The 26,811-nt window shown below is 67.5% G+C and carries 25 protein-coding genes; 9 read left to right on the forward strand and 16 right to left on the reverse strand.

Translation table 11 applies throughout. From position 1 onward, the window contains the following. Positions 1 to 7: 7 nt before the first annotated feature. From pdxS to EXE63_RS31510, 9 genes are all read right to left on the reverse strand, one after another. Entirely contained in the window at positions 8 to 913 is a 906-nt protein-coding gene (gene pdxS, locus EXE63_RS31470) for a pyridoxal 5'-phosphate synthase lyase subunit PdxS (protein WP_105365329.1), read from the reverse strand. Positions 914 to 980: 67 nt separating this feature from the next. Next, on the reverse strand, positions 981 to 2,015 hold the full coding sequence (locus tag EXE63_RS31475; protein WP_168145209.1) for an NUDIX hydrolase: 1,035 nt from the start codon (positions 2,013 to 2,015) through the stop codon (positions 981 to 983). After that, positions 2,012 to 3,142: a glycosyltransferase family 4 protein gene (locus EXE63_RS31480; RefSeq protein WP_168145210.1), complete on the reverse strand. Its 1,131-nt coding sequence runs from the start codon at positions 3,140 to 3,142 to the stop codon at positions 2,012 to 2,014. The genes EXE63_RS31475 and EXE63_RS31480 overlap by 4 nt, the downstream gene beginning before the upstream one ends. Continuing rightward, on the reverse strand, positions 3,142 to 3,993 hold the full coding sequence (locus EXE63_RS31485) for a phosphatidylinositol mannoside acyltransferase (protein WP_234904676.1): 852 nt from the start codon (positions 3,991 to 3,993) through the stop codon (positions 3,142 to 3,144). The genes EXE63_RS31480 and EXE63_RS31485 overlap by 1 nt, the downstream gene beginning before the upstream one ends. 92 nt (positions 3,994 to 4,085) lie before the next feature. After that, positions 4,086 to 4,751 carry a phosphatidylinositol phosphate synthase gene (pgsA, locus tag EXE63_RS31490; protein ID WP_168145211.1) on the reverse strand — a complete coding sequence of 222 codons (666 nt, stop codon included), beginning with the start codon at positions 4,749 to 4,751 and terminating at the stop codon, positions 4,086 to 4,088. Next, positions 4,748 to 5,317 (reverse strand): ATP adenylyltransferase, encoded by a 570-nt coding sequence (locus EXE63_RS31495; protein ID WP_168145212.1) that lies wholly within the window; start codon positions 5,315 to 5,317, stop codon positions 4,748 to 4,750. The genes pgsA and EXE63_RS31495 overlap by 4 nt, the downstream gene beginning before the upstream one ends. Beyond that, positions 5,314 to 7,362 (reverse strand): threonine--tRNA ligase, encoded by a 2,049-nt coding sequence (gene thrS / locus EXE63_RS31500; RefSeq protein ID WP_168145213.1) that lies wholly within the window; start codon positions 7,360 to 7,362, stop codon positions 5,314 to 5,316. Before thrS ends, EXE63_RS31495 begins: the two co-directional genes overlap by 4 nt. Positions 7,363 to 7,432: 70 nt before the next feature. Further along, positions 7,433 to 7,846, reverse strand: coding sequence for a TIGR02611 family protein (locus EXE63_RS31505; protein ID WP_168145214.1), 414 nt, complete (start codon positions 7,844 to 7,846; stop codon positions 7,433 to 7,435). Beyond that, complete coding sequence (locus EXE63_RS31510) at positions 7,843 to 8,463, reverse strand: PaaI family thioesterase (RefSeq protein WP_168145215.1); 621 nt, start codon at positions 8,461 to 8,463, stop codon at positions 7,843 to 7,845. Before EXE63_RS31510 ends, EXE63_RS31505 begins: the two co-directional genes overlap by 4 nt. Before the next feature lie 37 nt (positions 8,464 to 8,500). Between EXE63_RS31510 and EXE63_RS31515 the strand changes: the two genes are divergently transcribed. After that, positions 8,501 to 8,974, forward strand: a complete 474-nt coding sequence (locus tag EXE63_RS31515; RefSeq protein WP_168145216.1) for a DUF1990 domain-containing protein — start codon at positions 8,501 to 8,503, stop codon at positions 8,972 to 8,974. Here the strand turns inward: EXE63_RS31515 and EXE63_RS31520 are convergent, their stop codons facing one another. From EXE63_RS31520 to EXE63_RS31535, 4 genes are all read right to left on the reverse strand, one after another. Beyond that, a complete protein-coding gene (locus EXE63_RS31520) occupies positions 8,975 to 9,742 on the reverse strand; it encodes an enoyl-CoA hydratase/isomerase family protein (protein ID WP_168145217.1) in 768 nt (255 codons plus the stop codon). 1 nt (position 9,743) lies between these two features. Then, positions 9,744 to 10,832 (reverse strand): acyl-CoA dehydrogenase family protein, encoded by a 1,089-nt coding sequence (locus EXE63_RS31525; protein WP_168145218.1) that lies wholly within the window; start codon positions 10,830 to 10,832, stop codon positions 9,744 to 9,746. Next, the gene (locus EXE63_RS31530) at positions 10,819 to 11,697 is read right to left on the reverse strand and encodes an acyl-CoA dehydrogenase family protein (protein WP_168145219.1); all 879 of its coding nucleotides are present in this window, start codon (positions 11,695 to 11,697) and stop codon (positions 10,819 to 10,821) included. The genes EXE63_RS31525 and EXE63_RS31530 overlap by 14 nt, the downstream gene beginning before the upstream one ends. Before the next feature lie 71 nt (positions 11,698 to 11,768). After that, positions 11,769 to 12,821 (reverse strand): phosphotransferase family protein, encoded by a 1,053-nt coding sequence (locus tag EXE63_RS31535; RefSeq protein ID WP_168145220.1) that lies wholly within the window; start codon positions 12,819 to 12,821, stop codon positions 11,769 to 11,771. Between the two features lie 81 nt (positions 12,822 to 12,902). Here EXE63_RS31535 and EXE63_RS31540 point away from each other — a divergent pair, with 81 nt between their 5' ends. From EXE63_RS31540 to EXE63_RS31565, 6 genes are all read left to right on the forward strand, one after another. Beyond that, a complete protein-coding gene (locus tag EXE63_RS31540) occupies positions 12,903 to 15,401 on the forward strand; it encodes a glycogen/starch/alpha-glucan phosphorylase (protein WP_168145221.1) in 2,499 nt (832 codons plus the stop codon). 10 nt (positions 15,402 to 15,411) lie between these two features. Then, positions 15,412 to 17,790, forward strand: a complete 2,379-nt coding sequence (locus EXE63_RS31545; protein ID WP_168145222.1) for a phosphoketolase family protein — start codon at positions 15,412 to 15,414, stop codon at positions 17,788 to 17,790. 199 nt (positions 17,791 to 17,989) lie between these two features. After that, a complete protein-coding gene (locus tag EXE63_RS31550) occupies positions 17,990 to 18,652 on the forward strand; it encodes an Abi-alpha family protein (protein WP_168145223.1) in 663 nt (220 codons plus the stop codon). Beyond that, on the forward strand, positions 18,649 to 19,884 hold the full coding sequence (locus tag EXE63_RS31555; RefSeq protein WP_168145224.1) for a DUF445 domain-containing protein: 1,236 nt from the start codon (positions 18,649 to 18,651) through the stop codon (positions 19,882 to 19,884). Before EXE63_RS31550 ends, EXE63_RS31555 begins: the two co-directional genes overlap by 4 nt. Positions 19,885 to 19,975: 91 nt before the next feature. After that, positions 19,976 to 21,109, forward strand: coding sequence for an LLM class flavin-dependent oxidoreductase (locus EXE63_RS31560; protein ID WP_168145225.1), 1,134 nt, complete (start codon positions 19,976 to 19,978; stop codon positions 21,107 to 21,109). A 9-nt stretch (positions 21,110 to 21,118) separates the two neighbouring features. Then, positions 21,119 to 22,477 carry an NtaA/DmoA family FMN-dependent monooxygenase gene (locus EXE63_RS31565; protein ID WP_168145226.1) on the forward strand — a complete coding sequence of 453 codons (1,359 nt, stop codon included), beginning with the start codon at positions 21,119 to 21,121 and terminating at the stop codon, positions 22,475 to 22,477. Here EXE63_RS31565 and EXE63_RS31570 read toward each other — a convergent pair. Together EXE63_RS31570 and EXE63_RS31575 are read right to left on the reverse strand one after the other, a co-directional pair. Beyond that, positions 22,461 to 23,564, reverse strand: a complete 1,104-nt coding sequence (locus EXE63_RS31570) for a DUF1214 domain-containing protein (protein WP_168145227.1) — start codon at positions 23,562 to 23,564, stop codon at positions 22,461 to 22,463. The two genes, EXE63_RS31565 and EXE63_RS31570, sit on opposite strands and share 17 nt — an antisense overlap. Beyond that, positions 23,561 to 24,136 carry a TetR/AcrR family transcriptional regulator gene (locus tag EXE63_RS31575; protein WP_168145228.1) on the reverse strand — a complete coding sequence of 192 codons (576 nt, stop codon included), beginning with the start codon at positions 24,134 to 24,136 and terminating at the stop codon, positions 23,561 to 23,563. The genes EXE63_RS31570 and EXE63_RS31575 overlap by 4 nt, the downstream gene beginning before the upstream one ends. Positions 24,137 to 24,248: 112 nt before the next feature. Between EXE63_RS31575 and EXE63_RS31580 the strand changes: the two genes are divergently transcribed. Continuing rightward, positions 24,249 to 25,409 carry a sulfotransferase family protein gene (locus EXE63_RS31580; protein WP_234904677.1) on the forward strand — a complete coding sequence of 387 codons (1,161 nt, stop codon included), beginning with the start codon at positions 24,249 to 24,251 and terminating at the stop codon, positions 25,407 to 25,409. A gap of 75 nt (positions 25,410 to 25,484) precedes the next feature. Then, positions 25,485 to 25,838: a ferredoxin gene (fdxA, locus tag EXE63_RS31585; protein WP_168145229.1), complete on the forward strand. Its 354-nt coding sequence runs from the start codon at positions 25,485 to 25,487 to the stop codon at positions 25,836 to 25,838. 4 nt (positions 25,839 to 25,842) lie between these two features. Here fdxA and EXE63_RS31590 read toward each other — a convergent pair whose 3' ends face one another. Beyond that, positions 25,843 to 26,775: an LLM class flavin-dependent oxidoreductase gene (locus EXE63_RS31590; RefSeq protein WP_436277733.1), complete on the reverse strand. Its 933-nt coding sequence runs from the start codon at positions 26,773 to 26,775 to the stop codon at positions 25,843 to 25,845. Between the last annotated feature and the right edge of the window lie 36 nt (positions 26,776 to 26,811).

The raw sequence follows: 26,811 nt of genomic DNA on the forward strand, positions 1-26,811 counted from the left end.
AGGCGGACTACCAGCCGCGTTCGGCGAGCCGGTGGGGCTGCGCAATGTCCTCCACGTTGATACCGACCATGGCCTCGCCGAGCCCGCGCGACACCTTGGCCAGCACATCGGGATCGTCGTAGAAGGTGGTGGCCTTCACGATCGCCGCGGCACGTGCGGCCGGGTCACCGGACTTGAAGATGCCCGAGCCCACGAACACGCCCTCGGCACCGAGTTGCATCATCATCGCCGCATCCGCCGGCGTGGCGATACCGCCGGCGGTGAACATCGTCACCGGCAGCTTGCCCGCCCGGGCCACCTCGACCACGAGGTCGTAGGGGGCCTGCAACTCCTTGGCCGCCACGAACAACTCGTCCTCGCTCAGCGAACCCAGCCGGCGGATCTCGCCACCGATGGAACGCATGTGCGTGGTCGCATTCGACACGTCGCCGGTGCCGGCCTCACCCTTGGAACGGATCATCGCCGCGCCCTCGGTGATCCGGCGCAGCGCCTCACCCAGGTTGGTCGCCCCGCACACGAACGGCACGGTGAACTTCCACTTGTCGATGTGGTTGGCGTAATCGGCCGGGGTCAGCACCTCGGACTCGTCGATGTAGTCCACCCCGAGGCTCTGCAGGATCTGCGCCTCCACGAAATGCCCGATGCGCACCTTGGCCATCACCGGGATGGTGACCGCGGCGATGATGCCCTCGATCATGTCCGGGTCGCTCATCCGCGAGACGCCACCCTGGGCGCGGATATCGGCGGGCACCCGCTCCAGCGCCATGACCGCCACCGCGCCGGCGGCCTCGGCGATGCGCGCCTGCTCGGGGGTGACGACGTCCATGATGACCCCGCCCTTGAGCATCTCGGCCATCCCGCGCTTCACCCGCGCGGTGCCGGTCTGACTACCGGAACCAGGTGCGGTTTCCATCGCTATCTCCTTCACATCGCTACTGATTCAGTCTAAGGGTGGTGACAAATCAATTGGATCCGCAGTCTCAGCGGATCAGCTGAGGCTGCGTACCGGGTCCGGCACCCCGCACGTCGGCCAGTTCACCGGCCTGTGCCAGTAGTTCGCCGAGCTGCAGCGGATACACGGTTTCCCCCTTGGCGACCAGCTCGCCGATCATTGTCTCATCGCACCATCGGTGACCGTGAATGTAGCGACGCTCCAGGGCGGTGTGACCTGTGGTAGAGGGTTCGAAGCGGGTGGTCCGGTGCACGAAGAACAGTTCCTCGCTGCGCATCACCGACCCGTTGAAGTTGATGACGGCCTCCCGCCGCCACACCGGGCCCACCAGCTCGGCCGGCGACACGGACAGCCCCGTCTCCTCGGCCAGCTCCCGCGCCGCGGTCTCGGCGAGCTCTTCCCCGGCCTCCACCGCACCGCCGACGGTGAACCACCAGCGCCGCGCGCCCGCACCCACGCGGGCCGGGTCGGAGCCACAGAACAACAGCACGTTGCCGTCCTCGTCGAGCAGCATGACCCTGGCCGAGACCCGCCTGCTGAACTGACCGGAATCGCGAGCCGCCGGACCCGCCCGCTCCGCAATCTCGAAGTACGTCGGCAGCGCCGCGGTGCCGCCGAGGTGCAGCAGTCGCACCAGCGGACGGTCCCGCAAGGCCAGGGTGTCGCGCACGGCGTCGTTGTGGAACCGGCGGGCCAGCAGCACCCGGGCTTCCGCATCGGCGAGTTCGGCAACCAGTGCCACCGGCAACGACAGCGGGTCGACGGTCTCCAGCGCGGCCGACAACTCGTTCTCCGCGGCCTCGCGCATGGCGCGGGGCGCTCGTTCGGCGGCATCGGCCAGGGCAGCCAGCCGTTTGCCCTCCGGCGCCCGCCCGTAGGCGTCGACGGCGACCGCACGGGCGACCACGGCGCGCCGCGCCAACAGACCGTCCAGCGCCTGCCAGGACAGGTCGTAGCGCACGTGCAGGCGATCCAGCCGGTTCGCCGTCAAGTAGGCCCAGCTGCCGAGCAGCAACAGCACGACGCCGAGGAGGACCAGCAGCACGATCACGATCCAGCTCACGTCGCCACCTGGACCTTGGCTCCCACGCTGCTCACCGTCTCGTACACCCGCATGATCTCGCCGGCCACCACCGACCAGTCGTAGCGCTGCACCGCCTCCGACGCCGCGGCCACATACTGCTTGCGCGCCTGGTCATCGCCGAGCAACTCGATCAGGCTGGTGGCCAACGCATCCGAGTCGCCGACCGGCACCAGTCGGCCGGCTTCGCCGTCGTTCAGCACCCGCCGAAACGCGTCGAGATCACTGGCCACCACCGCGGTGCCGGCGGCCATCGCCTCCACCAGCACGATCCCGAAACTCTCACCGCCGGTGTTGGGGGCGCAGTAGAGGTCGACACTGCGCAGCGCCGAGGCCTTGGTGGTGTCGTCGACGGCCCCGAGGAACCGCAGGTTCGCCGCGCACTCGCCGGCTTCCTCGGCCAGTTCCTGCTCATCGCCGCGGCCGACCACCAGCACCTCGACGTCGGGGAATTCGGCCACCAGCCGCGGCAGCGCGCCCAGCAGGACCGCCATCCCCTTGCGCGGCTCGTCGAACCGGCCGAGGAACAGTATCGAGCGCCCCGGCCGCGGGTAGCCCTGAAGCGTCGGCGCCGAAGCGAACTCCGAAACCGTGACGCCGTTGGGGATTTCGACGGCGTCGGAGCCCAGGGCCTCCATCTGCCAGCGCCGCGCGAGGTCAGACACCGCGATACGGCCGACGATCTTCTCGTTGAGCGGGCGCAGCATGCCCTGAAACACGCTCAGCGTCAACGATTTGGTGGTCGAGGTGTGGAAGGTCGCGACGATCGGGCCCTCGGCGATCATCAGCGCCAGCATGGACACGCTCGGCGCGTTCGGCTCGTGCAGGTGCAGCACATCGAAATCTCCGCCGATGAGCCACTTCTTGACCTTGCGGTGGGTGGCGGGCCCGAACCGCAGCCGTGCGACGGATCCGTTGTAGGGAATGGGGACGGCCCGCCCGCCGGACACCACGTAGTCGGGCAGGTGCGTGCCGGCGTCGGCCGTGGACGGGGCCAGCACGCTGACGTGGTGGCCGCCGGCCAGGAACACCTCGGCCAGTTGCAGCACATGGGCCTGCACACCGCCGTGCACGTCGAACGAGTACGGGCACACCATCCCGATACGCATCAGCGCTCCAGACGGGCGCGGCGCTCGTCAGAAAGGTCGGCGAGCCACTGCGGTTGCAGCATGTGCCAATCGGCGGGATAGTCGGCGATCCCGGCGGCAAAGTGATCGGCCAGGGCCTGGGTGATGACGCCGATGTCGCCCGACGACGTGTCCAGCGGCGGGTGCAGCCGAAGACCCCACCCGTCACCTTCGAACCAGGTGTGCGCCGGCAGCAGGGCTGCGCCGGTCTCACACGCCAGCTTCGCCGGCCCCGACGGCAGCCGGGTCTGCTCACCGAAGAAATCGACCGGAACCCCCGAGCGGGTCAGGTCACGGTCGGACATCAGGCACACCAGTCCGTTGTCGTTGAGCCGGTCGGCCAGGATCTCCGCGGGCGGCCTCGCTCCCCCGGTCAGCGGCAGCACCTCGAAGCCCAGGCTCTCGCGGTAGGCGACGAACCGGTTGTAGAGCGACTCCGGTTTCAGCCGCTCGGCCACCGTGGCGAACTGTCCGTAGGTGTTCGTCAGCCACACCCCGGCGATGTCCCAGTTACCGCTGTGCGGCAACGCGAACACCACACCGCGGCCGGCCGCCAGTGCGTCCTCGACATGCCGCTGTCCCTCGATGCGCTCCTGCACCTGCGCGGCGACGTCCCGATGGTTCATCGACGGCAGCCGGAACGCCTCGCGCCAGTATCGCCCGTAGGAGGCCAGCGAGGCGCGCACCAGACTGCCCGGCACCTGTGCGGCGGGCACGCCGAGCACCCGGCCCAGGTTCTTGCGCAACTGCTCGGGTCCCCCGCCGCGCGCCGCGTACAGCGCGCCGGCATCGAACATGTTGCGGGCCGCGAACTCCGGCATCGCCCGCACCATGCGCCAGCCCGTCGCGTATCCGAGATCGGACAACTGCCCACCCAGCGGAACCCGGAAGCCGCCGAACTTGGGCAGCCCCGATGTCGGCGTGCTCACGCGGCGTCCCCTTCGGAAGACGGGGTCGACGGTTGCGGCGGCATCGGGTCCATCGCGCCCGGCGACGTGCGCACGGCATGCAAGCGCTGCGCGAGGGTCACCAGGCTGGCCGCGGCCAGCCCCCACATGGCCACATCCAGCAGGACCGGCCACCCGAACAGCCCGGACAGGCCGGCACCGGTCAGCACGATGGCGAGCCGTTCGGGCCGTTCGATGATGCCGCCGTCGCCGCGCAGCCCGCTGGCCTCGGCGCGCGCCTTGATATAGGAGATGACCTGCGAGGTCACCAGGCAGATCAGGGTCGCGACCACGAGTGCGGTGCTGTGCGCGCCGAACGCGGCCCACCAGACCAGTCCGCCGAAGATCGCGCCATCGCTGAGCCGGTCACAGGTGGCGTCCAACACGGCACCGAACCGGGTGCCGCCGCCACGTTCCCGCGCCATCGCACCGTCGAGCATGTCGGCGAGGACGAAGAAGAAGACGGCCACCGAACCCCACCACAACTGCCCGATCGGGTAGAGGGTGAGGGCGGCGACGACCGAACCGGCGGTGCCCAGGATGGTGATGCTGTCCGGGGTCAGTCCGGTGCGCAGCGCCGCCCGCGCCACCGGGCCCGACAGCTTGGTGTAGGCCGCCCGCGTCATCAGATAGAAGTTGCTCACTGCGCAGCCTCGTCCATGCGATCCCACTCGGCGGCCAGCAGCCGCCGGGTCTCCCCGAGCAACTGCGGGATGATCTTCGACCCGCCGATGATGGTGATGAAGTTGGCATCCCCGCCCCAACGCGGGACCACATGCATGTGCAGGTGTTCGGCCAGCGAGCCGCCCGCCGAGGTGCCCAGGTTGAGGCCGACATTGAAACCGTGCGGTCGCGAGACTGCCTTGATCACTCGAATCGCCTTCTGGGTGAACGCCATCAGCTCGGCGGTCTCGTCGACGCTGAGGTCCTCCAGTTCGGACACCCGCCGGTAGGGCACCACCATGAGATGGCCCGGGTTGTACGGGTAGAGGTTGAGCACCGCGTAGACCAGCTCCCCGCGCGCCACCATGAGGCCGTCTTCGTCGGACATCCCCGGGATATCGGTGAACGGTTCGGTGGACTGCGCCGAACCCGCACCCTTCTTCATCGGCGACTCGGCGATATAGCTCATCCGGTGCGGAGTCCACAGCCGCTGCAGATGGTCGGGGTCACCCACCCCGGTATCGACGATGCCCTCGGCGTCGGTCACGGATCCACCCTGAACAGCTCGGCGTTGGGGGTTGCGTTCTCCCGCCGCGCGATCCAGTCCACGATGGCGTCGACGGCCGCTTCGCGCGGCACCGCGTTCACCTGGCTGCGGTCTGCGAAGCGGAAGGAGATTGCCCCCGCCTCGACATCCTTGTCACCGGCCAGCAGCATGAACGGCACCCGCTGATTGGTGTGGTTGACGATCTTCTTGGCCATCCGGTCATCGCTGGAGTCCACCTCGATCCGGACACCACGGCTGCGCAGTTGGGCCGCAACCTCTTCCAGGTAGGGCACGTGCGCGTCGGCGACGGGCACGCCGACCGCCTGCACGGGCGCCAGCCAGGCCGGGAACGCACCGGCATAGTGCTCGGTGAGCACACCGAAGAATCGCTCGATGGAACCGAACAGCGCGCGGTGGATCAGCACCGGCCGCTGCCGGGTGCCGTCCGCGGCGGTGTACTCCAACTCGAACCGGTCGGGCATGTTGAAGTCGAGCTGGATCGTCGACATCTGCCAGTTCCGGCCCAGCGCGTCCTTCACCTGCACCGAGATCTTCGGTCCGTAGAAGGCGGCGCCGCCGGGATCGGGCACCAGGGCCAGCCCGGAGGCCTCGGCCACCTCGCGCAGCGTGGTGGTGGCCTCCTCCCACACCTCGTCGGAGCCGACGTACTTCTCCGGATCCTTGGTCGACAACTCCAGATAGAAATCGTCGAGCCCGTAGTCGGACAGCAGGTCGAGCACGAACTGCAGCAGCGAGCTGAGTTCCTCACGCATCTGCTCGCGGGTGGTGTAGATGTGCGCGTCGTCCTGGGTCATACCGCGCACCCGGGTCAGGCCGTGCACCACGCCGGACTTCTCATAGCGGTACACCGAGCCGAATTCGAAGAGCCGCAGCGGAAGTTCGCGATACGACCGTCCGCGGGAGCGGTAGATCAGGTGGTGCATGGGGCAGTTCATCGGCTTCAGGTAGTAGTCCTGGCCGGGTTTGCGCACCGCACCGTTCTCGTCGAATTCGGCGTCGATGTGCATGGGCGGGAACATGCCGTCCGCGTACCACTCCAGGTGGCCCGAGGTGATGTACAGGTTCTCCTTGGTGATGTGCGGGGTGTTGACGAACTGGTAGCCGGCCTGTTCGTGCTTGCGCCGCGAGTAGTCCTCCAGCTCCTTGCGCACGATGCCGCCCTTGGGGTGGAACACCGGCAGACCGGATCCCAGCTCATCGGGGAAGCTGAAGAGATCCAGTTCCACACCCAGCTTGCGGTGGTCGCGGCGCTGGGCCTCCTCGATCAGTTCGAGATGGCGGTCCAGGGCCTCCTGGGATTCCCAGGCGGTGCCGTACACGCGCTGCAGACTGGCGTTGTTCTGGTTGCCACGCCAGTACGCGGCGCTGCTGCGGGTCAGCTTGAACGCCGGGATGAAACGGGTGGTCGGGATGTGCGGGCCGCGGCACAGATCGCCCCAGACCCGTTCCTTGGAGCGCGGATTGAGGTTGTCGTAGGCGGTCAGCTCGTCGCCACCGACCTCCATGACGTCCGGGTCCCCGGACTTGTCGTCGACCAGTTCGAGCTTGAACGGCTCATCGGCGAGTTCAAGGCGTGCTTGATCTTTGGACTCGTAGACGCGGCGGGAGAACAGCTGGCCGTCCTTGACGATCTTCTGCATCCGCTTCTCCAGCTTCTGCAGATCCTCGGGCGTGAACGGCTCGGCGACGTCGAAGTCGTAGTAGAAGCCGTCGGTGATCGGCGGGCCGATGCCGAGCTTGGCCTGCGGGAACAGATCCTGCACCGCCTGGGCGAGCACATGCGCGCACGAGTGGCGGATGACGCTGCGGCCGTCCTCGGTGTCCGCGGCGACGGCTTCGACCTCCACGTCGGTGTCGGGCACCCAGTTCAGGTCACGTAACCGGCCGTCGGCGTCGCGCACCACGACGATGGCGTCCGGGGCGCCCCGCTCCGGCAGACCCGCCTCGCGCACCGCCGCCCCTGCGGTAGTCCCGGCAGCGACCCGGATCGGGGCTGCGGGGGCGGAACTGGCGGCGGCGGTCATCGGTGGATCTCCTACTCAGATGTGGGCGTGTGATCGCGACCATGTTATCGGGGGTACGTGCGCGAGAAAGCTAGGACCCGACGCCGATCGGGCTCTTCAGCCAGGCCCAATCGATGCCGACCCAGCCGGCGACCAGACCGACCGCCCCGAACAGCCACAGGGTGACGACCACGACGGCGGCGGTGAACAGCGCGCTGAGCGCCTTGACCGCGATGTGCTGGCGGGTGAACCAGGCCATCACCGCGTCGTATCGGACCCGCGCGTGTTGCAGCACCACCTGCGCGGCGCGGAACTCGGTGGCCAGGATGCCCAGCCCCAGAAAGACGATGGCCCAGCCCGGTCCCGGGTACGGAATGGCGATGATGCCGACCACCAGCACCAGCGTGCCGACCACACCGACGGTGATCCGGTAGATCAGGTCGGCGACGGGACGATCGCGCACCTTGTCCCGCCAGCGTGCCCAGGCGCGCTTCTGCTCGCTCATGGTTGCCCCGGCTTGAGCCGGACGAACAGCGCGTCACCCTCGGTCAGCACCACGCCATCGTCGAGCACCCGGCCGCTGACGAAGATCTTGCGTCCGTCGATGCGATCGATCCCGGCGTCCACCTGCAGTTCCTTGCCGATCGGCACGATCTTGCGGTAGTCGATGCCCAGGTGCGCGGTGCGCTGATACATGCTCTTGGTCAGCTTGGCTACGGTGAAGCCGAGCAGCGAATCGAACAGCAGTCCGAGCACTCCGCCGTGCACCGCGCCGTTGCGGCCCAGGTGATAGCGGCGGAACTGCGCGGTGCCGCCGATGCGCCCGTCCTCGGTGACGTAGAGATCGACCGGCACCGACATGATGTTTCCCCGGTTGGGCAGATCCATCCGCCGCCCCGACGGCGAATGCCATTCGTCGGCCTCGTACGGCGCCAGTAGCGCCGACACCTTCTCGATCAGCTCTGCGGCCTCGGTGATCACCGCGTCGGGCGCGTCCGCGGCGCGGGCGTGGTCCTGCAGGGTACGTACCGCCTCGATGAAGCGTCCGTAGTCGGGCCCGCCACGGTCGGTGGGGTCGGGCGGATTGAATCCACCGCCTGTATGCGCTGCACCGGTCGTCACCCCGCCACGGTATTGCACACCTGCGATAGTGGTGGATGTGGATCTGACCTACCCCGATGTGGGCGCCACCAAAGGCCCGCTGCCCGACGGCTATCAGCACGTACGCGCGCATGCCGTCATCGGTCACGGCCGGACCCGATTCGAGGACGCCGCCGACGCCGTCCTGCACTGGGGCATGCAGCGGGGCGCCGGGGTGCTGGTCGAGGCCGACGCGGACGTCGCCACCGTCGGCGCCGAGGTGACGGTCGGATTCTGGCCGCTGCGGGCACCGTGCCGCGTGGTCTACGTCCTGGAGGAGACCGACCGGCGTGGGTTCGCCTACGGCACCCTGCCCGGACATCCAGAGACCGGTGAGGAACTGTTCGCGGTCCGCTACGACCCGGCCGACGGCACGGTGCACGCCGAGGTGACGGCGTTCGCCCGGCACGCCACGTGGTGGAGTCGCCTCGGCGGGCCGGTCACCCGGCTCGCCCAGCGGATCATCACCCGCCGCTATCTGAAGGCCGTGTGACTACTTGCTGCTCTGCAGCAGCCGCGCCACGTTCTGCTTCAGCTCGTCGGTCCCGAAGGTGAGTTCCTCGGCGGTGGTGGCGTAATCGAGCGTCATCATCACCTGACGCTCGAGCTGGATGTTGAGGATGCGCTTGGTCGCTTCGACCGCCTTCTGCGGCAGGTCGAGAATTTTCTTGGCGGCCGTGATCGCCTCGGCGAGCGGATCGGCGACCACGTGGTTGGCCAGGCCGAGCTCGACGGCCTTGGCGGCCGGGATGCGCGCGCCGGTCAGCGCGTACTCCTTGGCCTGCAGAATGCTCATCTGCATCGGCCAGATCAGCGGTCCCCCGTCGGCGGCGACGAGGCCCACCTGAACATGCGGGTCGGCCAGGAACGCCTTCTCCGCCATGTAGACGATGTCGGACAGCGCCACCACGCTGCAACCCAGGCCAACCGCGGGTCCGTTGACGGCCGCGATCACCGGAACCCGGCAGCGCGCCATGCCGATCACGATCTCGCGGCCGTCGGCAATGGTCTTGGCCCGCAAGTCCGGATCTTCACTGATCTGCTTGATGTAGTTGAAGTCACCGCCGGCCGAAAACGCTTTGCCCGCACCGGTGATCACCGCGGCCCGCGCGGTGCGGTCCAGACTGAGCCTGCTCCACAGCCGCGCCAGCCCGACGTGCAGATCGTCGTTGACGGCGTTGAGTTCCTCGGGCCGGTTCAGCGTGATGAGCCGCAGCGGCCCGTCGGCCTCGACCTGGATCTCCTTGGGCATGTCGTACATGTCAAACCGCCATTCTGAGGATTCGGCCCGCGATGATGTTCTTCTGGATCTGGGAGGTGCCGCCCATGACACTCTGGGACCGGCTGTAGAGATAGGTGTTGAACAGATCGATGTCGGTGGTGCCGGTCTGAGCCAGCACCGCGTGCCCCACCGACTGCTCGACCCAGGTCATCAACAGCTTGTCGATGGAGCCTTCCGGCCCGTGCGAGATTCCGTCGAGCTGTTCGGACAACCGTCGCCGCACATGCTGGCGCAGCACCTGCACCTGCACGGTGGCCCAGGCGAGTTCGTCACTGGTGGCCGCAGCACTCTTGCGGGCCAGCTGGTTGACCGTCTTCTCGTAGCGCGCCGCATATCCGAGTGTGGACGGCTCACGCTCGTGACCGACGACCGTCATCGCCAGCGCCCAGCCGTCGCCGGGGTTTCCGACCATCTGGCCGGCGGGCACCCGCGCTCCGTCGAAGAGCACCTGGCCGAACTCGTTGCTGACACCGTTGATCATCTTCAGCGGCCGCTGCTCGATGCCCGGCTGGTGCATGTTGACCAGAAACGCCGAAATGCCCTTGTGTCGCTTCACATTCTTGTCGGTGCGGGCCAGCAGCAGGCACCAGTCGGCCACGTCGGAGTAGCTCGTCCAGATCTTGTGCCCGTTGATCACGTACTCGTCACCATCGAGGGTGGCGGTGGTGGTCAGCGAGGCCAGGTCCGACCCGGCGCCCGGCTCGGAGAAACCCTGGCACCAGCGCTCGGTGCCGTCGATCATGCCGGGCAGGAAGCGCTGCTGCACCTCCTTGCTGGCATGGCGCCCCAGGCCGGTCACCAGGTAGCCCAGGCTGGGTCGCGGCGGGGCCCCGACGCGGGCCAGTTCCTCGTCGACGATGACGTCGTAGACCGGTGGCAACTCGAGGCCGCCGAATTCCTTGGGCCAGGTGGCACCGAAAAACCCTGCCGCGTGCAGGGATTGGTGCCACTCCCCCTGGCGGGCCCAGTACTCCTCGGTCGACTTCGGAAAGTTCGGGGCCTGCTCGGTCAGCCAGGCGCGCAGGCGCTCCCGGAAGGCCAGTTCGGCTGCGGAGTCACGAAAGTCCAACGGAGATCTCCTTCAACGACACCGGCCACAGACCGGTGGACACCAATACCCGGCGCAGGTGGACATGGGCCGCGCACTCCCAGGTGTTGCCGATCCCGCCGTGCACCTGGATCGACGTCTCACAGATGGTGTGCGCGGACTTCGCGCAGTACACCTTGGCGACGCGGGCCGCTTCGGCCGCTACTCCGGGCTCCTCCTCGTCGACCGCCCACGCGGCGTAGCGCAGGATGCTGACCGAGCCCTCGATGAGCACCAGGCTCTCGGCGAGCAGGTGCGCCACCGCCTGGTAGGAGCCGATGGCCTTGCCGTACTGCTCGCGCACCTTGGCGTAGTCGCAGGCCAGGTCGAACGCCCCGCGGGCCGCGCCGAGGATGTCGGCGGCGGTCACCACCAGCGCCAGCGCCTGGGCCCGCTGGGGATCGATCTCACCCACCACGGCGGCGGCGCCGGACACGGGCGCGGCCCATCGGGTCAGGTCGACACCGGGGCTCGCGTCACCGAGGTCGGCGGTGGTGACGCTGCCGCCGTCGAGCCAAACTCCGCGGCCGAGACCCCGGGCATCGGGTGCGATGCCACCGAAGACGACCGTGGCGTCTCCGTGCCCCAGATCGTCGGCCAGCACCGGGCCGAGAAACGGTACGTCGACCAGTCCGCGGCCGAACTCCTCGGCGACCAGCGCCACCTCCACGCCGGAGGCGCCGTCGGAGCGCAGCGAGCGCCAACCGGTGGCCGCCACGGTCTTCTCCAGCCGGGAAACACGGTCCGCGTCGTCCAATTCCCCGACAGCTCCCGGGCCGAGATCATCGGCCAGTTTCGCGGCCGCATCCCGCAATTGTTGCTGCTCACTGGTCAGCCGAACATCCATGAGAGGAGCCTATCCTTTCTGGAGAATCCGATTCTCATCAGGCCAGAACTTTACTATCACACGGCCGATTGTCACAGTCCGCCGGCCAAAGCCCAGGCTCGTTCGGCCAGCCCGCGGTAGCGGTCCCGGAACAGATCGGTGCCCGCACGCGCGTCGGACGCGTTCCCGTCCAGCCCGCGCCGCCACACCCCGGCCACGATCGATGCCAGCCGGAACATCGAGAACACCACAAAGATGGGCAGGTCCCCCGGAACGTCCCGGCCGGCTTCCCGGCAATACTCGGCCACGAACTCCGACTCGCCGGGCATCCCGGTGCCGGCCAGATCCTCGCCCGCGACCCCCATCAGCGGATCCGCGTCACCGGGCAGGTGATAGGTCATCGCCGCGTAGCCCAGGTCGGCCAGCGGGTGCCCGATGGTCGCCAGTTCCCAGTCCAGCACCGCGACGATGCGCGGTTCGGTGGGGTGCAGCAACACATTGCCCAGCCGGTAGTCGCCGTGCGCGATGCACGCGTCATCCCCGTCGGGCAGATGGTCGGGCAGCCACGCCGCCAGCCGGTCCATCTCGACGCATTCCTCGACCTTGACGGTCTCCCAGGTCCTCGTCCACAGCGCGACCTGCCGGGCCAGATAGCCGTCGGGCCGCCCGAAATCCGTGAGCCCGACCGCCCGCCAGTCCACCTTGTGCAAGCGGGCCAGCACCTGGGCCAGGTCGCGGTACACCGCGGCCCGTTCAGCCGGCGTGCCATCGCGCAGCACCCGATCGGGAAAGATCCTGCCCGGCACGTGGTCCATCACGAAGAACGGCGTACCCAGCACCGACTCGTCGGTGCACATGGCCCGCATCCGGGGCACCGGCACCTCGCTGTCGGCCAGCGCGGACATCACCCGGTACTCCCTACCGACATCGTGTGCGCGCGGCAGCAGGGTACCGGGCGGTTTCTTGCGCAACACGAATTCCCCTCTCGCACTGTGTAGATGAAAGGTCGGGTTGCTCTGTCCGCCCTGAAACTGCCGGATCTGCAGCGGGCCGTCGATGCCGTGGTCACCCAGATAACGGACCAGAGCCGCGTCATCGAAGCGGTGCTGGGGCAGGACGTCGACGAGTTCGGGTACACCGGACATCTCGGCAGCGTCTCACATCCGTTAACCCGGCCGACGCCTGTTGCGCGCGCGATGTGCACGAACCCCTGCCAGACTCCTTCCATGACTGATCTTGTTGCGCCCTCCCCCGCCGCCGAACGCGCCCGCACCGGGCTGTCCTCCGACGCCCTGCGCCGCGCGATCATCGACCATGTGCGGTACTCCATCGGCCGCCCGGCCGCGGCACTGCGACCCGAGCACTACTACCGGGCGCTGGCGCTGGCGGTGCGGGACCGCATGCAGGACAATCGGGTTGACTCCACCCAGACCTCGCTCGACCTGGGCAGCAAGGTCACCTGCTACCTGTCCGCGGAGTTCCTGATGGGACCGCAACTGGGCGCAAATCTGCTCAACCTCGGCATCGAGGCTGCCGCGCGGGACGCACTCGCCGAGCTGGGGCAGGACCTTGACGAGGTGCTGGCCTGCGAGGAGGAGCCCGGACTGGGCAACGGGGGTCTGGGCCGGCTGGCGGCGTGTTACCTCGACTCGCTGGCCACCCTGGAACGGCCCGCCATCGGCTACGGCATCCGCTACGAGTTCGGCATCTTCGACCAGGAACTGCACGACGGCTGGCAGGTGGAAAAGACCGACAACTGGCTGGATGCCGGAAACCCCTGGGAGATCGCCAAACCCGATGTCAGTTACCTGGTGAACTGGGAGGGACACACCGAGCACTACCTCGACGACGCCGGCGTGGCCCGGATCCGCTGGTGGCCCGGCCGGGTGGTCAAGGGCGTCGCCTACGACACCCCGATCCAGGGGTACGGCGTCAAGACCTGCAACGTGCTGACACTGTGGAGCGCCCGCGCGGTGCAGGAGTTCGCGCTGGACGCCTTCAACACCGGGGACTACTACAAAGCCGTCGAGGAGGAGGTCAGCGCCGAGACCGTCACCAAGGTCCTCTACCCCAATGACGAGCCGGACGCCGGCAAACGGTTGCGGCTGTTGCAGCAGTTCTTCTTCGTGTCCTGCTCACTGCAGCATGTCCTGCACATCATGGATGATCTGGCCGACGCTTCGGTGCTCGATCTGCCGGAACGGTTCGCTCTGCAGCTCAACGACACCCATCCCTCGATCGGCGTCGCCGAGTTGATGCGTCTGCTCGTCGACGAACGGCGCCTCGAATGGGATCTGGCCTGGGCCATCACCGTGGCCACCTTCGGCTACACCAATCACACCCTGCTGCCGGAGGCGCTGGAGAAGTGGCCACTGGATCTTTTCGGTGAGAGCCTGCCGCGGCACCTGGAGATCATCTACGAGATCAACAACCGTTTCCTCGACGAGGTGCGCGCCCGCTTCCCCGGTGACGAGGACCGGGTGCGCCGGATGTCGCTGATCGGCGAGGACGGCGCCAAGAGTGTGCGGATGGCCCACCTCGCCACGGTCGGCAGCCACGCCATCAACGGTGTGGCCGCGCTGCACTCGGAACTGCTCAAGGAAAGCGTGCTCAAGGACTTCTACGAGCTGTGGCCCGAGCGTTTCTCGAACAAGACCAACGGTGTGACACCGCGCCGGTTCGTGGCGCTGTCCAACCCGGGTCTGCGCGATCTCCTGGATCGCAAGATCGGCGACGGCTGGCTGACCCACCTGGACCGGCTGCGCGGACTCGAGGCGTTCATCGAGGATGACGACTTCCGGCAGGAATGGCGGGATGTCAAGCGCGCCAACAAGGCTCGACTCGCCGAATTCGTCCGCGCCGAAACGGGCGTGCAACTCGACCCGACCTGGCTGTTCGACATCCAGGTCAAGCGGATCCACGAGTACAAGCGCCAGCACCTCAACGTGCTCAACATCGTCACCCAGTACCTGCGCATCAAGAACAACCCCGGCATCGACATGGCCCCGCGGGCGTTCATCTTCGGCGGTAAGGCCGCACCCGGTTACTTCCTGGCCAAACGCATCATCAAGCTGATCACCGCCGTCGGCGACATGATCAATTTCGATCCCGAGGTCAACCGCTACATGAAGGTGGTGTTCCTGCCGAACTTCAACGTGCAGAACGCCCACCTGATCTACCCGGCGGCCAACCTGTCCGAGCAGATCTCGACCGCAGGCAAGGAGGCCTCCGGCACCGGCAACATGAAGTTCATGATGAACGGCGCCCTGACCATCGGCACCCTGGACGGCGCCAATGTCGAGATCCGCGAGGAGGCCGGCGCGGAGAACTTCTTCCTGTTCGGACTCACCGTGGACGAGGTCGAGGCGCTCAAGCACGACGGCTACCACCCGGCCTCCTATGTCGCCGCCAACCCGGAACTGCGTGCCGTGCTCGACCTGATTGCCGGTGGGCACTTCTCCCACGGTGACACCGAGGTGTTCCGGCCACTGGTCGACAACCTCACCCACGACGATCCCTTCCTGGTGCTCGCCGATTACGCCTCCTACGTGGAGTGCCAGGATCGGGTGAGCGCCGCCTGGCAGGACCGCGACGCCTGGTCGCGGATGTCCATCCTCAATGCCGCGCGCAGCGGGAAGTTCTCCTCTGACCGCGCGATCGAGCAGTATTGCGACGACATCTGGGGTGTACGGGCCGTACATGTGAAAGCCGCCAACAACGGGTAGACCGGTAGGTATGACTGCACCGACTGAATCTGCACCGCTCTCCGACGATGAGGTCGCCCTGCTCGACGCGTACTGGCGGGCAGCCAACTATCTGTCGGTCGGGCAGATCTATCTGCTGGACAACCCCCTGTTGCGGGAGCAGTTGGTCGCCGAGCACGTCAAACCCCGACTGCTCGGGCACTGGGGCACCACCCCGGGCCTCAACCTCCTCTATGCGCACCTGAACCGGGTGATCACCCAGCGCGATGCCGATGTCATCTTCATCACCGGGCCCGGCCACGGCGGGCCGGGCCTGGTGGCCAACGCCTACCTGGAGGGCACCTACTCCGAGGTGTACACCGGGATCGGCCAGAACGCCGCGGGCCTGCAGAAGCTGTTCCGCCAGTTCTCCTTCCCCGGCGGCATCCCCAGCCATGTGGCGCCGGAGACCCCGGGCTCGATCCACGAGGGCGGTGAACTGGGCTATGCGCTGGTGCACGCCTATGGCGCCGCGTTCGACAACCCGGACCTGGTGGTGGCCGCCGTCGTCGGCGACGGGGAAGCCGAGACCGGCCCACTGGCCGCGAGCTGGCATTCCAACAAGTTCCTCGACCCGGTGCGCGACGGAGCGGTGCTGCCGGTCCTGCACCTCAACGGCTACAAGATCGCCAACCCCACCGTGCTGGCCCGCATCCCCGCCGACGAGCTGGACTCCCTGATGCGTGGTTACGGCTACGTACCGATCACCGTCGCCGGCGACGATCCCGCCGATGTGCACCGGCAGCTGGCGGCAGCCCTCGATGACGCGTTCGACCAGATCGCCGCCATCCAGCGCGCCGCCCGCGAGGACGGCCAGACCGGCCGGCCACTGTGGCCGATGATCATCCTGCGTACCCCGAAGGGGTGGACCGGGCCCCGCGAGGTGGACGGTAAGAAGGTCGAGGGCACCTGGCGTTCCCATCAGGTGCCACTGTCCGAAACACGCACCAACGCAGAGCATCTCGAAGCCCTCGGCACCTGGATGCAGAGCTACCACCCCCAGGATTTGTTCGATGACACCGGCGCGCTGCGCCCGGACCTGAGGGCACTCGCGCCCGCCGGCGACCGGCGGATGAGCGCCAATCCGCACGCCAACGGCGGTGTGCTGCTCCGCGAACTGGACCTGCCCTCCATCGCCGACTACGCCGTCGAAGTGCCGAGCCCGGCCGCCTCCACCGGCGAGGCCACCAAGGTGCTCGGCACCTTCCTGCGCGATGTGATCACCCGCAACGCCGACAACTTCCGGCTGATGGGTCCCGACGAGACGGCGTCGAACCGGCTCTCGGCGGTCTTTGATGCCACCGACAAGGCTTGGCAGGCAGAGCAATCCGAGGATGACGAGCACCTGGCGCCGGACGGCCGGGTGATGGAGGTGCTCTCCGAGCATCTCTGCCAGGGCTGGCTGGAGGGATATCTGCTGACCGGCCGGCACGGGTTCTTCAGCTGCTACGAGGCCTTCGTCCACATCGTCGATTCCATGGCAAATCAGCACGCGAAATGGCTGGCCAGCACCAACGCCCTCCCCTGGCGACGGCCCATCGCGTCACTCAATTATCTTCTGACCTCGCATGTCTGGCGCCAGGACCACAATGGGGCCTCGCACCAGGATCCGGGCTTCATCGACCACATCGCCAACAAGCGGCCCGAGGTGGTACGGGTGTATCTGCCGCCGGACGCCAACAGCCTGCTGTCGGTGGCCGATCACTGCCTGCGCAGCCGCCAGTACATCAATGTCATCGTCGCCGGTAAGCAGCCGGCGCTGAACTACCTGAGCATGGACGAGGCCGTCGCGCACTGCGCCCGCGGCGCCGGGATCTGGGAATGGGCGGGCTCCGAACACGGCACCGACGCACCCGATGTGGTGCTGGCCTGCGCCGGGGACGTCCCGACGCTGGAAACCGTTGCGGCGGCCGATATCCTGCGCAGGAAGCTGCCGGGGTTGTCGGTGCGCGTGGTCAACGTGGTGGACATCATGCGGCTGCAGCCGCAGTCCGAGCATCCGCACGGGATGACCGATCACGAGTTCGATGCGTTGTTCACCACCGACAAGCCGATCATCTTCGCCTACCACGGATACCCGTGGCTGATCCACCGGCTGGCCTACCGGCACGCCAACCACAGCCAGCTGCACGTCCGCGGCTTCAAGGAGCGCGGCACCACCACCACACCGTTCGACATGGTGATGCTCAACGACCTGGACCGCTTCCATCTGGTGATGGACGTCATCGACCGCGTCGACGGGCTGGGCAGCAACGCCGCGGGCCTGCGCCAGGAGATGGTCGACGCCCGGCTGGCCGCCCGCGCCTACACCCGCGAACACGGTGAGGACGATCCCGCCATCACCGGCTGGACCTGGGAGCCCAACGACTGACGCTGCTGACGTGTTTGCCGTCGGCAACCGCGGCGGCCCCGGACCAACGGCGCGCTGTCCGTCGAACGACGGACCAAATCGATGGAAAACGTGCGCATATCGCACAGAATGTGAGTTGCGCGGGATTGGTGCACGGCCCGTAAGTGCGGGTAACTAGGGTGCTACCCATAGTTGCTGATGACCGACACTGAGGGGTTCCGTGGACCTGGAGGGCCTGATCGGCGGGGGGCTGTCCCTGCTCGGCGGCGTCGCCAAGCGGGCTCCGCTCGCCGGTGACGTACTGCCACTGCTCGCCGACGCCGAGCGCGCGGTGGTGCGGGTGATGCGCAGGCACCTCACCGACCTCGATCCGCCCGCCGCGGTGACCTCCGGGGAGGACGAACAAACCCTCACCCCGAATCAGCTGCTGCGCACCTTGCTGGACCGGTCGATGTACACCAGCCCCGACACGAGCCGCGACGTGCTCTATCTGGCTCTGCTGCAGGCGCTGGTGCCCGATGAGGCACGGATTCTGGCCGCCCTCTCCGACGGCTCCGCCTATCCCGTCATCCACGTGGCCGAACCGGGAACCGGAGGCAGCGCCGTCTACGCGCTCAAGAACGCCTCGACGGTGGGCCGTTCCGCCGGGGTGTCGCTGCCGCGTCACACCCCGCTGTATCTGAGCCGGCTGCTGCGACTCGGCCTGGTGCGACTGGGCCCGGAAGCCTCGTCCATGTACGACGAGTACGAAATGTTGCTGACCGACTCTGCGGTGAACGTCGCCATGGCCACCGCGCGACGCGGTGTCCGATCCGCTCGGGTGGTCCGGCGCACCGTGCGCATCAGCGATCTCGGTCAAGAGTTGTGGGAGGCAGCGAAGTGAGCGACTTCTGGGAGAACGCGTTCTCCTATCCGTTGTGGGTGTACTTCACCATCCCGTTCGGCGCGGCCTTCGTCGGCTGGATCACCAAGATCCTCGCACTGAAGATGATGTTCTACCCCGTGGAGTTCAAGGGGATCAAGCCCTATTTCGGCTGGCAGGGCCAGATCCCCAGGCGTGCACCGAAAATGGCTGCGGTGGCGGTCGATTCGCTGACCTCCGGGATCCTGAAACCCGAGGAGCTCTTCGACAAGATCGACCCGGACGAACTGGTCAAGGAACTCGGCGAACCGCTGCGCGAAGCCGCCGAGGAACTCGTCAACACGATGATGATGTCCTTTCAGCCACAGGTCTGGCGCGCCACACCCGATCAGGTGAAGGACCTCATCGTCAGCAATGTCGAGGGTCGCATCCCGTCCGCCGCGCGCGGCATGTTCGAGGAGTTCCGCGGCCAGGTCGACCAGATCTTCGATATCAAGCACATGGTCGTGACCAACCTGGTGCGCGACAAGGCCACCCTGAACGCCGTCTTCGAGGACATCGGCCGACCGGCATTCACCTTCCTGATCAGATCCGGGCTGGTCTTCGGTTTCATCATCGGCCTGGTGCAGATGCTGGTCTTCGGTGTCACCGGCTGGCACCTGGCGTTGCCGCTGTTCGGCCTGCTGACCGGTGGACTCACCGACTGGGTGGCGCTGCAGATGATCTTCCGGCCGCTGGAACGCAAGAACGTGTTCCTCGGCATCAAGTGGCAGGGCGTGTTCCAGGCCCGCCGCAAGGAGGTCATCCGCGGGTACGCCGCGTTGATGGCCCGGGAGATCTTCACCCCGAAGGCCATCATGGAGAGCCTGCTGACCGGTCCGATGTCGGACAAGTTCTTCGACATCGTCCAGACCGAGATCGGCCGCACCATCGACGATCAGATGGGATTCGCCGGCCGGGTGGTCAACGTGCTCGGTGGCCGCCAGTACCAGGAGATGAAGGTACAGATCGCCAACTCGATCATCGAGAAGCTCCCGGAGACATCGTCGTATATCGAGCAGTACGCGGCCAGCCGCCTCGACCTGGAGAACGTGATGGTCGAGAAGATGGACGATCTGGATTCGCAGTCCTACGAGAACCTGTTGCGGCCGGCCTTCAAGGACGACGAATGGATCATCGTCGTGTTGGGTGCGGCCCTCGGATTCCTGTGCGGTGAGCTGCAATTGCAGCTCATCCTGCTGTTGGCCGGCTGAGGCCGAATCAGGCTGCGCGCATCTCTTGCCGGAATGTCCGGCCCTCGGAGACCGTTGTCGCCTGAGACCGCGTGCGAAAGTGAGAAGACCTGTGGCACACCTGCACCTCGGCGTCGCCCTGGACGGCACCGGTTGGCATCCGGCGTCGTGGCGGCAACCCGACGCCCGGCCCGCCGACCTGCTGACCGCGCCCTACTGGACCGAACTGGTCGTCGAGGCCGAGCGGGGGTTGTTGGACTTCGTCACCATCGAGGACGGGCTGGTGCTGCAGTCCGACCATCCGTGGCGACCCGATCAGCGCACCGACCGCGTCCGCGGTCGGCTCGATGCCGTGCAGATCGCGGCGCGGGTGGCGCCCAGGACCCGCCACATCGGGCTGATCCCCACCGCCATCACCACCCACACCGAGCCGTTCCACCTGTCCAAGGCGGTGGCCACGCTCGACTATGTCAGCGCCGGGCGGGCGGGTGTGCGGGTGCAGGTGTCGGCCAATCCCGAGTCTGCGGGACATTTCGGGCGCGAGGTGGCCGATGACGCGCTGGCCGAGGCCGCCGACCATGTCGAGGTGGTGCGCCGGCTGTGGGACTCCTGGGAGGATGACGCCGAGATCCGCGATACCGCCACCGGCCGGTTCATCGATCGGGACAAGCTGCACTACATCGACTTCCAGGGCCGCTGGTTCTCGGTCAAGGGCCCCTCGATCACCCCGCGGCCGCCGCAGGGCCAGCCGCTGGTGGCCGCGCTCGGCCACGGCGATCCCGCTTACCGGTTGATCGCCTCGGGCGCCGATCTCGGGTTCATCACCCCGCACAGCAGCGACGAGGTCACCGGCATCATCGAGACCATCACCGCGCTGCGCACCGACAACACCACCCCGCTGCGCATCCTGCCGGATCTGGTGGTGTTCCTGGCCGACACCCCGACTGCCGCCGCAGCGCACCGCGCGCAGCTGGATGAGGCGCTGGGCCGCGAATACATCAGTGATGCGGAGGTTTTCGTCGGAACTTCGGCGCAGCTGGCTGACCTGCTGCAGCAGTGGCAGGCGGCCGGCGCGGACGGTTTCCGGTTGCGGCCGGCCAGCATTCCGCACGATCTGCAGCAGATCACCGGTGCCCTGGTGCCCGAGCTGCAGCGCCGCGGGGTGTTCCGCAGGGGTTATGAGCACTCCACCCTGCGCGGCCTGTTCGGGCTGTCCCGCCCCGCCAACCGGTACGCCCACTTTTAGGACACTCCGATGACCAAGCCCCTCAAACAGATTCATCTCGCCGCACACTTCCCCGGTGTCAACAACACCACGGTCTGGAGCGACCCGGGTTCGGGCAGCCATATCGACTTCGGTTCGTTCACCCATTTCGCGCAGACCGCCGAGCGCGGCAAGTTCGACTTCCTGTTCCTGGCCGAGGGCCTGCGCCTGCGCGAACAGGGTGGGCAGATCTATGACCTCGATGTGGTGGGACGCCCGGACACGTTCACCGTGCTCGCCGCGCTGGCCGCCGTCACCGAACGGCTCGGGCTGACCGGCACCATCAACTCGACGTTCAACGAACCCTATGAGGTGGCCCGGCAGTTTGCGTCGCTGGATCACCTGTCCGGCGGGCGGGCCGCGTGGAACGTCGTCACCTCATGGGATGCCTTCACCGGGGAGAATTTCCGGCACGGCGGGTTCCTGGCCGAGGACCAGCGCTACGCCCGTGCCGAGAGTTTCCTGGCCGCCGCACACACTTTGTTCGACTCGTGGCGCGGTGACGAGATCGTGGCCGACAAGGACACCGGCGCCTTCCTGTCCGACGCCGACGCCGGCAGATTCTCCTACCGGGACGAACATTTCGACATCTCCGGCCGGTTCAACGTGCCGCGCAGCCCGCAGGGCAGGCCGGTCATCTTTCAGGCCGGCGACTCCGATCACGGCCGCGAGTTCGCGGCTCGCGCGGCGGATGCCATTTTCTCCCGGCACGCGACGCGCGCCGAGGGGCAGGCGTTCTATACCGATGTGAAGGCACGACTGGCTGCCTACGGCCGGCGTCACGATCAACTGCTGATCCTGCCCGCGGCGACGTTCGTGCTCGGTGACACCGATGCCGAAGCCGCCGATATCGCGCAGGAGGTCAGGTTGGCTCAAGTTTCCGGGGCCACCGCGATCAAGTTCCTGGAGCAGCTGTGGAACCGCGATCTGTCCGACCATGACCCCGACGGGCCGTTGCCCTCGGTCGATCCGGTCGTCGGGGAGAACACCGTCGCCCGCGGCCGCGCCAGCGTGCGGATGCACCGTGATCCGGTCGCCGTCGCCGACGAGTGGCGCGCGAAGGCCGAAGCCGAAAACCTCAGCAGCCGTGAGCTCATCATCGAGGTGACCGGCCGGCAGAACTTCATCGGCTCACCGGCGACGGTGGCCGAGGAGATCAACACGCTGGTGCAGGCAGATGCCAGTGACGGTTTCATCCTGGTACCGCATGTCACCCCGGCCGGGCTCGATCCGTTCGTCGATGCGGTGGTGCCGCTGCTACAGGAACGCGGGGTGTTCCGGGCCGAGTACGAGGGCACCACCCTGCGCGAGCACCTCGGTCTGACGCCCGAGGTCAGTCCACCTCGGTAGGCGCCTGCGAGGCCTTCACCAACTGCACCACCGGCTTGTCCGGCACCTCGTCGGCGAGGAACCAGCGGAATGCCAGGTTGCCCCGCGGATAGTCCAGCGTCGTCAGCGAATTGGGGTGTGCCGTCGAACCGCGGGACAGCACCACGGTGACCGAACCATCGGCATTGGGCACCGCGGTGTGGCCGTTCAGCGAACTGCGCGCATCGCGCACACCCGGGGTCGCCATGAACTGGTTCCACACCACCAGGTTCCAGAACCGGCAGGCGGGTGGACGGTGGGTGATCACCAGTGCCTCGTCCTCGGCGAGGTCGAAGCTGCCGTAGGCGTAGCAGGCATCGCGCGCCGACCAGCCGAAGTTGGCGTCCGGCACCTGGTAGGGCGCCGCGAAATCGTTTGCCGCCATGGCGGTTTCGTGACCGAGTTCGTGGTTGTCGGCGACCTTGGCGCCGACGGCCAGCGGCAGGATCGCGAACATGGTGCGCATCCAGGCCGCGCTCGCGCGCAGCGCCGTGGCCGTCTCGGTGTCGCCGTGCCGAAACGGCTCGGGCGCATCGAGCGCCTCGATGTGCCAGGTGACCGCGGTACCCGTGTGCGGGTCGGCCTGATAGTCGCGGGTCATCAGCACGGCGGCGTCGGGCGCAGGGCCGAACTCGAAGCTGAAATTCCCGTCGGCGTCGAAATCCAGGTCTTCATCGCGGAACACCGCAATGATCCGGTCCGACCAGGCCCCGGGTGCCGGTTCGTTGTACGCGGTGACCGAGAAGTACACACTGTCACCGCGGTTGCCGCTGATCCGGTAGCGCCGCTGCGGGTCGACCGGGCAGATGAAATAGATGGCATCGGTGTTGTCCCCGCCCCAGCGCCGGTCCGGTCGCCACGGCGAGTTGACCTCCAACCACTGCGGGCGGCTCGGGTCGGCGAACAGGTAGGTGTCCAGCGCGACGCCCAGCGTGGTGGCCAGCATCCGGTAACCGTCGCCGATGTGGCGGTCGTCGGTCACCGCCTTGTCCCCCTCCAGGAACGAGCGGTCCAGGTCACGCAGGGTGTCGAGCAATTCCCGCCAGGCCGTCGTCGATTCGTGTGTCATGTACTGATTCCTCTCACGATCAGGGTGGCGGTGCGCTCGATCCACGCATCGTCGGGGACGGCTCCGCGGGCCAGCAGGGCCACGAAGGTGATACCGGCGATCGATTCGGCAAGGTCGGTGGCGGTGACATCGGCGCGCATCTCGCCGCGCGCCACGGCGGCGTCCAGATACTCGCCGAGGCCGCGGACGATGATGTCACCGAAGCGTTCCAGCAGGGTGGTGTGCAGTGCCGGGTCGGCGGCCATCTCCCCGACGAGGCCGGGTAGTGCCGCGCGGGCAGCGGGGGTGGCGAACACGGCCAGCGTGCGGCGCACCATTTCCCGGATATCTCCGAACAGCGTTCCGGTGTTCGGCAATTCAGTGCTGGCATCGAGCGGGAAGACCGCCTCATGAACCAGGGCTGCCTTGCTGGGCCAGCGCCGGTAGATGGCCGGCTTGCTGGTGCCGGCGCGCACCGCGATGGCGCCGACGGTGAGGTAGGCGTAAGCCGTCTCACCGATCAGCTCCACCGTGGCGCGCAGCACGGCGTCGTCGATGTGCGGATTTCGGGGGCGTCCGATCTCTGTCGTCATTACGAAACCCAGAGTAACATAAGTCGATGTGACCGACACCACAGCAGGAATCGTCCATCTCGACGACCTGGCCGAGCCGCGGTATAGCGCTGAGGCCCAACAGATCCGGGACATGATGGCCTCCATCGCGCCCGACTTCCCGTTGGATTCAGCGGTCCTGCATGCCCGAGCGCGGGCCGACACCGGCCTCACCGACTTCGGGCCCGACGACTACCGCGAACGACTGGACCGGTACGTGGCCGAGCTGCGCGAGATCGACATGCACGGCCCCGGCGTGGTCAACTTCCACGCACAACTGGTGCAGTGGCTCAAGAACCGACTGCTGCTGACCGACCTGCTGACCCGGCATCCCGAGATTCACGATATCGAGGTGCTGGCGCCGGTGGTCATCGCCGGGCTGCCCCGTACCGGGACCACCCACCTGCACAACCTGCTGGCGGCTCCCCCGACCTTTCGCAGCCTGCCCTACTGGGAGGGCGTCGAGCCGTTTCCGTTGCCGGCCGAGGCCGGCCTGACGCCCGACCCCCGCGTGAGCAGGATGGACATGGCGGTGCAGGTGATGGACACCCTGATGCCGCACTTCGCGCTGATGCACGAAATGACCACCGAGCATGTGCACGAAGAGATTCAGCTGCTGGCCAACGACTTCTCCACGATGCTGATGGAGACACTCGCCGACGTGCCGCGGTGGAGCGCCTACTACTGGTCGCGGGATCAGACGAGCTCGTATGAGTATCTGCGCACCCAACTGCAGGCGTTGCAGTTCCTGCGCGGCGGGCGGCGCTGGGTGCTGAAATCGCCGCAGCACCTCGGCCAGCTCGCGGTGCTCGACACCGTCTTCCCCGGTGTGATCGTCGCGTTCACCCACCGCGATCCGGTGCCGGTGGCCTTGTCGATGATCGCGATGATCACCTACAGCGAGCGGATGCACCGCGACCGGGTGGATGTCCCGCGGATCGCAGCGAGCTGGGTGAACCGGCTGGAGAAACTGCTGGGCGAGTGTGTGCGCCAGCGCGACACCATCCCGGCCGAGCGCTCCGTCGATATCCGGTTCGACGATTTCATGGCCGACGAACTCGGCACCGCCGAGCGGTTGTTCACGCTGGCCGGCGAGCTCTTCGACGCGCCGGTGCGCACGGCGGTCACCGAGTACCTCGATGGTCACCGCCGCGGCAGGCTGGGCCGGGTCGCCACATCGGCGCAGATGTTCGGCCTGGACGAGGACGACCTGCGGGCGCGGTTCGCCGGGTATGCGCAGCGGTTCTTGAGCTGAGAAAGGACCAAAGTCCTTTTCTGCGGTGCCCTTGGACTCCGGTGCCCGAGGAGCCTTGTTTCTTACTGTCGTGGCATGACCTACGTGATCGGCTCGGCATGCGTTGACGTGATGGACAAGTCGTGTGTGGCGGAATGTCCCGCGGACTGCATCTATGAGGGCGCCCGTTCGCTGTACATCAATCCGAACGAGTGCGTGGACTGCGGCGCCTGCAGAATTGCGTGCCGACTCGATGCGATCGAGTACGAGACCGATTTGCCCGAGGACGAGCGGGCACACCTGGCCGACAATGCGGAGTTCTTCCTGACGGTGCTGCCGGGGCGGGACGCGCCGCTGGGCTCACCGGGCGGTGCGCTAGCCCTCGGGCCGGTCGGCGTGGACACCCCGTTGGTGGCGGCGATGCCGGCACGGGACGTCCCGGCGCACTAGCCCCTCATCGTGGGGGAATCACCCGGCACTGCCGCACCAGTTCGGCCAGCGCCGCGTCGTCCCCGGCCGGCAGCGAGATCGTCAGCCCGTCGCACAGCCCGGCGTACCACTGCTCGAGCACCTCGGGGATCTCGTCGTAGGTACCTTGGGGCACCAGCTGTTCGAGTGCACCGAGGTCGGTGACACCGATGCGCTCGAGCTGGCGGCGGTAGGCGGGCGTGCTGTACAGGAACGCCAGCTCACTGCGCCGGGTGTCGCGCAATGCGTCGATCTCTTCACGCGTCGCGGCCATCAGCGGCTGCGGATTGGCGATCACCCGCGGCGATCCACCGGCCAGCGCAGGCAGCGTCTGGGTGCGCATGATCGTCGGATGGGAGCTGGTGGGGTGACAGACGAAGCCGTCGGCCACCTCGCCGGCCATGGCGACCATGCGCGCGTTGACGCCGCCGGTCCAGATGGCCGGCGCCGGATGATCCAGCGGGCCGGGATTGAAATAGGGCTGCAGCTTGTCGAAGGTGTAGTGCGCACCAACATAATTGAGCCGCTCGCCGGTCTGGAAGGCATGGAAGATCGCCCGCAGGGCGCGAATGTAGTCGGCCATCCGGGACACCGGCTCGGACCACGCCGTAGAGAAGCGTCCGACGATGTTGCCGCGCACCTGGGAGGCGATGCCCAGCTGGAATCTGCCGCCGGAGAGTCGCGCCAGATCCCACGCCGCGTAGGCGGTGATCATCGGGCTGCGCGGGAACGCCAGGGCCATGCTGGTGCGCACGGTGATGTCGGTGGTGGCCTGCAGCGCGAACGCGGCCACCGTGAACGGGTCGTGGATGGTCTCGGAGACATGGATGGTGTCGAAGCCGAGGCGTTCGGCGCGCGCGGCGAAGGCGCCGATCTCGGCCGGGCCCAGGGTTGCCGGCGCGGTGGCCACCATTTCCACCCATCAGTCCTACCAGGTGGCCCTCGCGCCGGCGCG

The organism is Mycolicibacterium frederiksbergense (assembly GCF_012223425.1).
GTDB lineage: Bacteria > Actinomycetota > Actinomycetes > Mycobacteriales > Mycobacteriaceae > Mycobacterium > Mycobacterium frederiksbergense.

Bases quoted from the DNA above. Each gene is read 5' to 3' on its own strand.
- EXE63_RS31480 (WP_168145210.1), bottom strand. From the start codon at position 3,142: ATGCGTATCGGGATGGTGTGCCCGTACTCGTTCGACGTGCACGGCGGT.
- EXE63_RS31570 (WP_168145227.1), bottom strand. From the start codon at position 23,564: ATGACACACGAATCGACGACGGCCTGGCGGGAATTGCTCGACACCCTG.
- fdxA (WP_168145229.1), top strand. From the start codon at position 25,485: ATGACCTACGTGATCGGCTCGGCATGCGTTGACGTGATGGACAAGTCG.
- EXE63_RS31580 (WP_234904677.1), top strand. From the start codon at position 24,249: ATGATGGCCTCCATCGCGCCCGACTTCCCGTTGGATTCAGCGGTCCTG.
- EXE63_RS31535 (WP_168145220.1), bottom strand. From the start codon at position 12,821: ATGTCCGGTGTACCCGAACTCGTCGACGTCCTGCCCCAGCACCGCTTC.
- EXE63_RS31485 (WP_234904676.1), bottom strand. From the start codon at position 3,993: ATGGTGCGGGCGATGCCGGAGTTCGCGGCCCGCAACATGTTCGATGCC.
- EXE63_RS31540 (WP_168145221.1), top strand. From the start codon at position 12,903: ATGACTGATCTTGTTGCGCCCTCCCCCGCCGCCGAACGCGCCCGCACC.
- EXE63_RS31545 (WP_168145222.1), top strand. From the start codon at position 15,412: ATGACTGCACCGACTGAATCTGCACCGCTCTCCGACGATGAGGTCGCC.
- EXE63_RS31575 (WP_168145228.1), bottom strand. From the start codon at position 24,136: ATGACGACAGAGATCGGACGCCCCCGAAATCCGCACATCGACGACGCC.
- pdxS (WP_105365329.1), bottom strand. From the start codon at position 913: ATGGAAACCGCACCTGGTTCCGGTAGTCAGACCGGCACCGCGCGGGTG.
- EXE63_RS31505 (WP_168145214.1), bottom strand. From the start codon at position 7,846: ATGAGCGAGCAGAAGCGCGCCTGGGCACGCTGGCGGGACAAGGTGCGC.
- thrS (WP_168145213.1), bottom strand. From the start codon at position 7,362: ATGACCGCCGCCGCCAGTTCCGCCCCCGCAGCCCCGATCCGGGTCGCT.
- EXE63_RS31565 (WP_168145226.1), top strand. From the start codon at position 21,119: ATGACCAAGCCCCTCAAACAGATTCATCTCGCCGCACACTTCCCCGGT.
- EXE63_RS31530 (WP_168145219.1), bottom strand. From the start codon at position 11,697: ATGGATGTTCGGCTGACCAGTGAGCAGCAACAATTGCGGGATGCGGCC.
- EXE63_RS31520 (WP_168145217.1), bottom strand. From the start codon at position 9,742: ATGTACGACATGCCCAAGGAGATCCAGGTCGAGGCCGACGGGCCGCTG.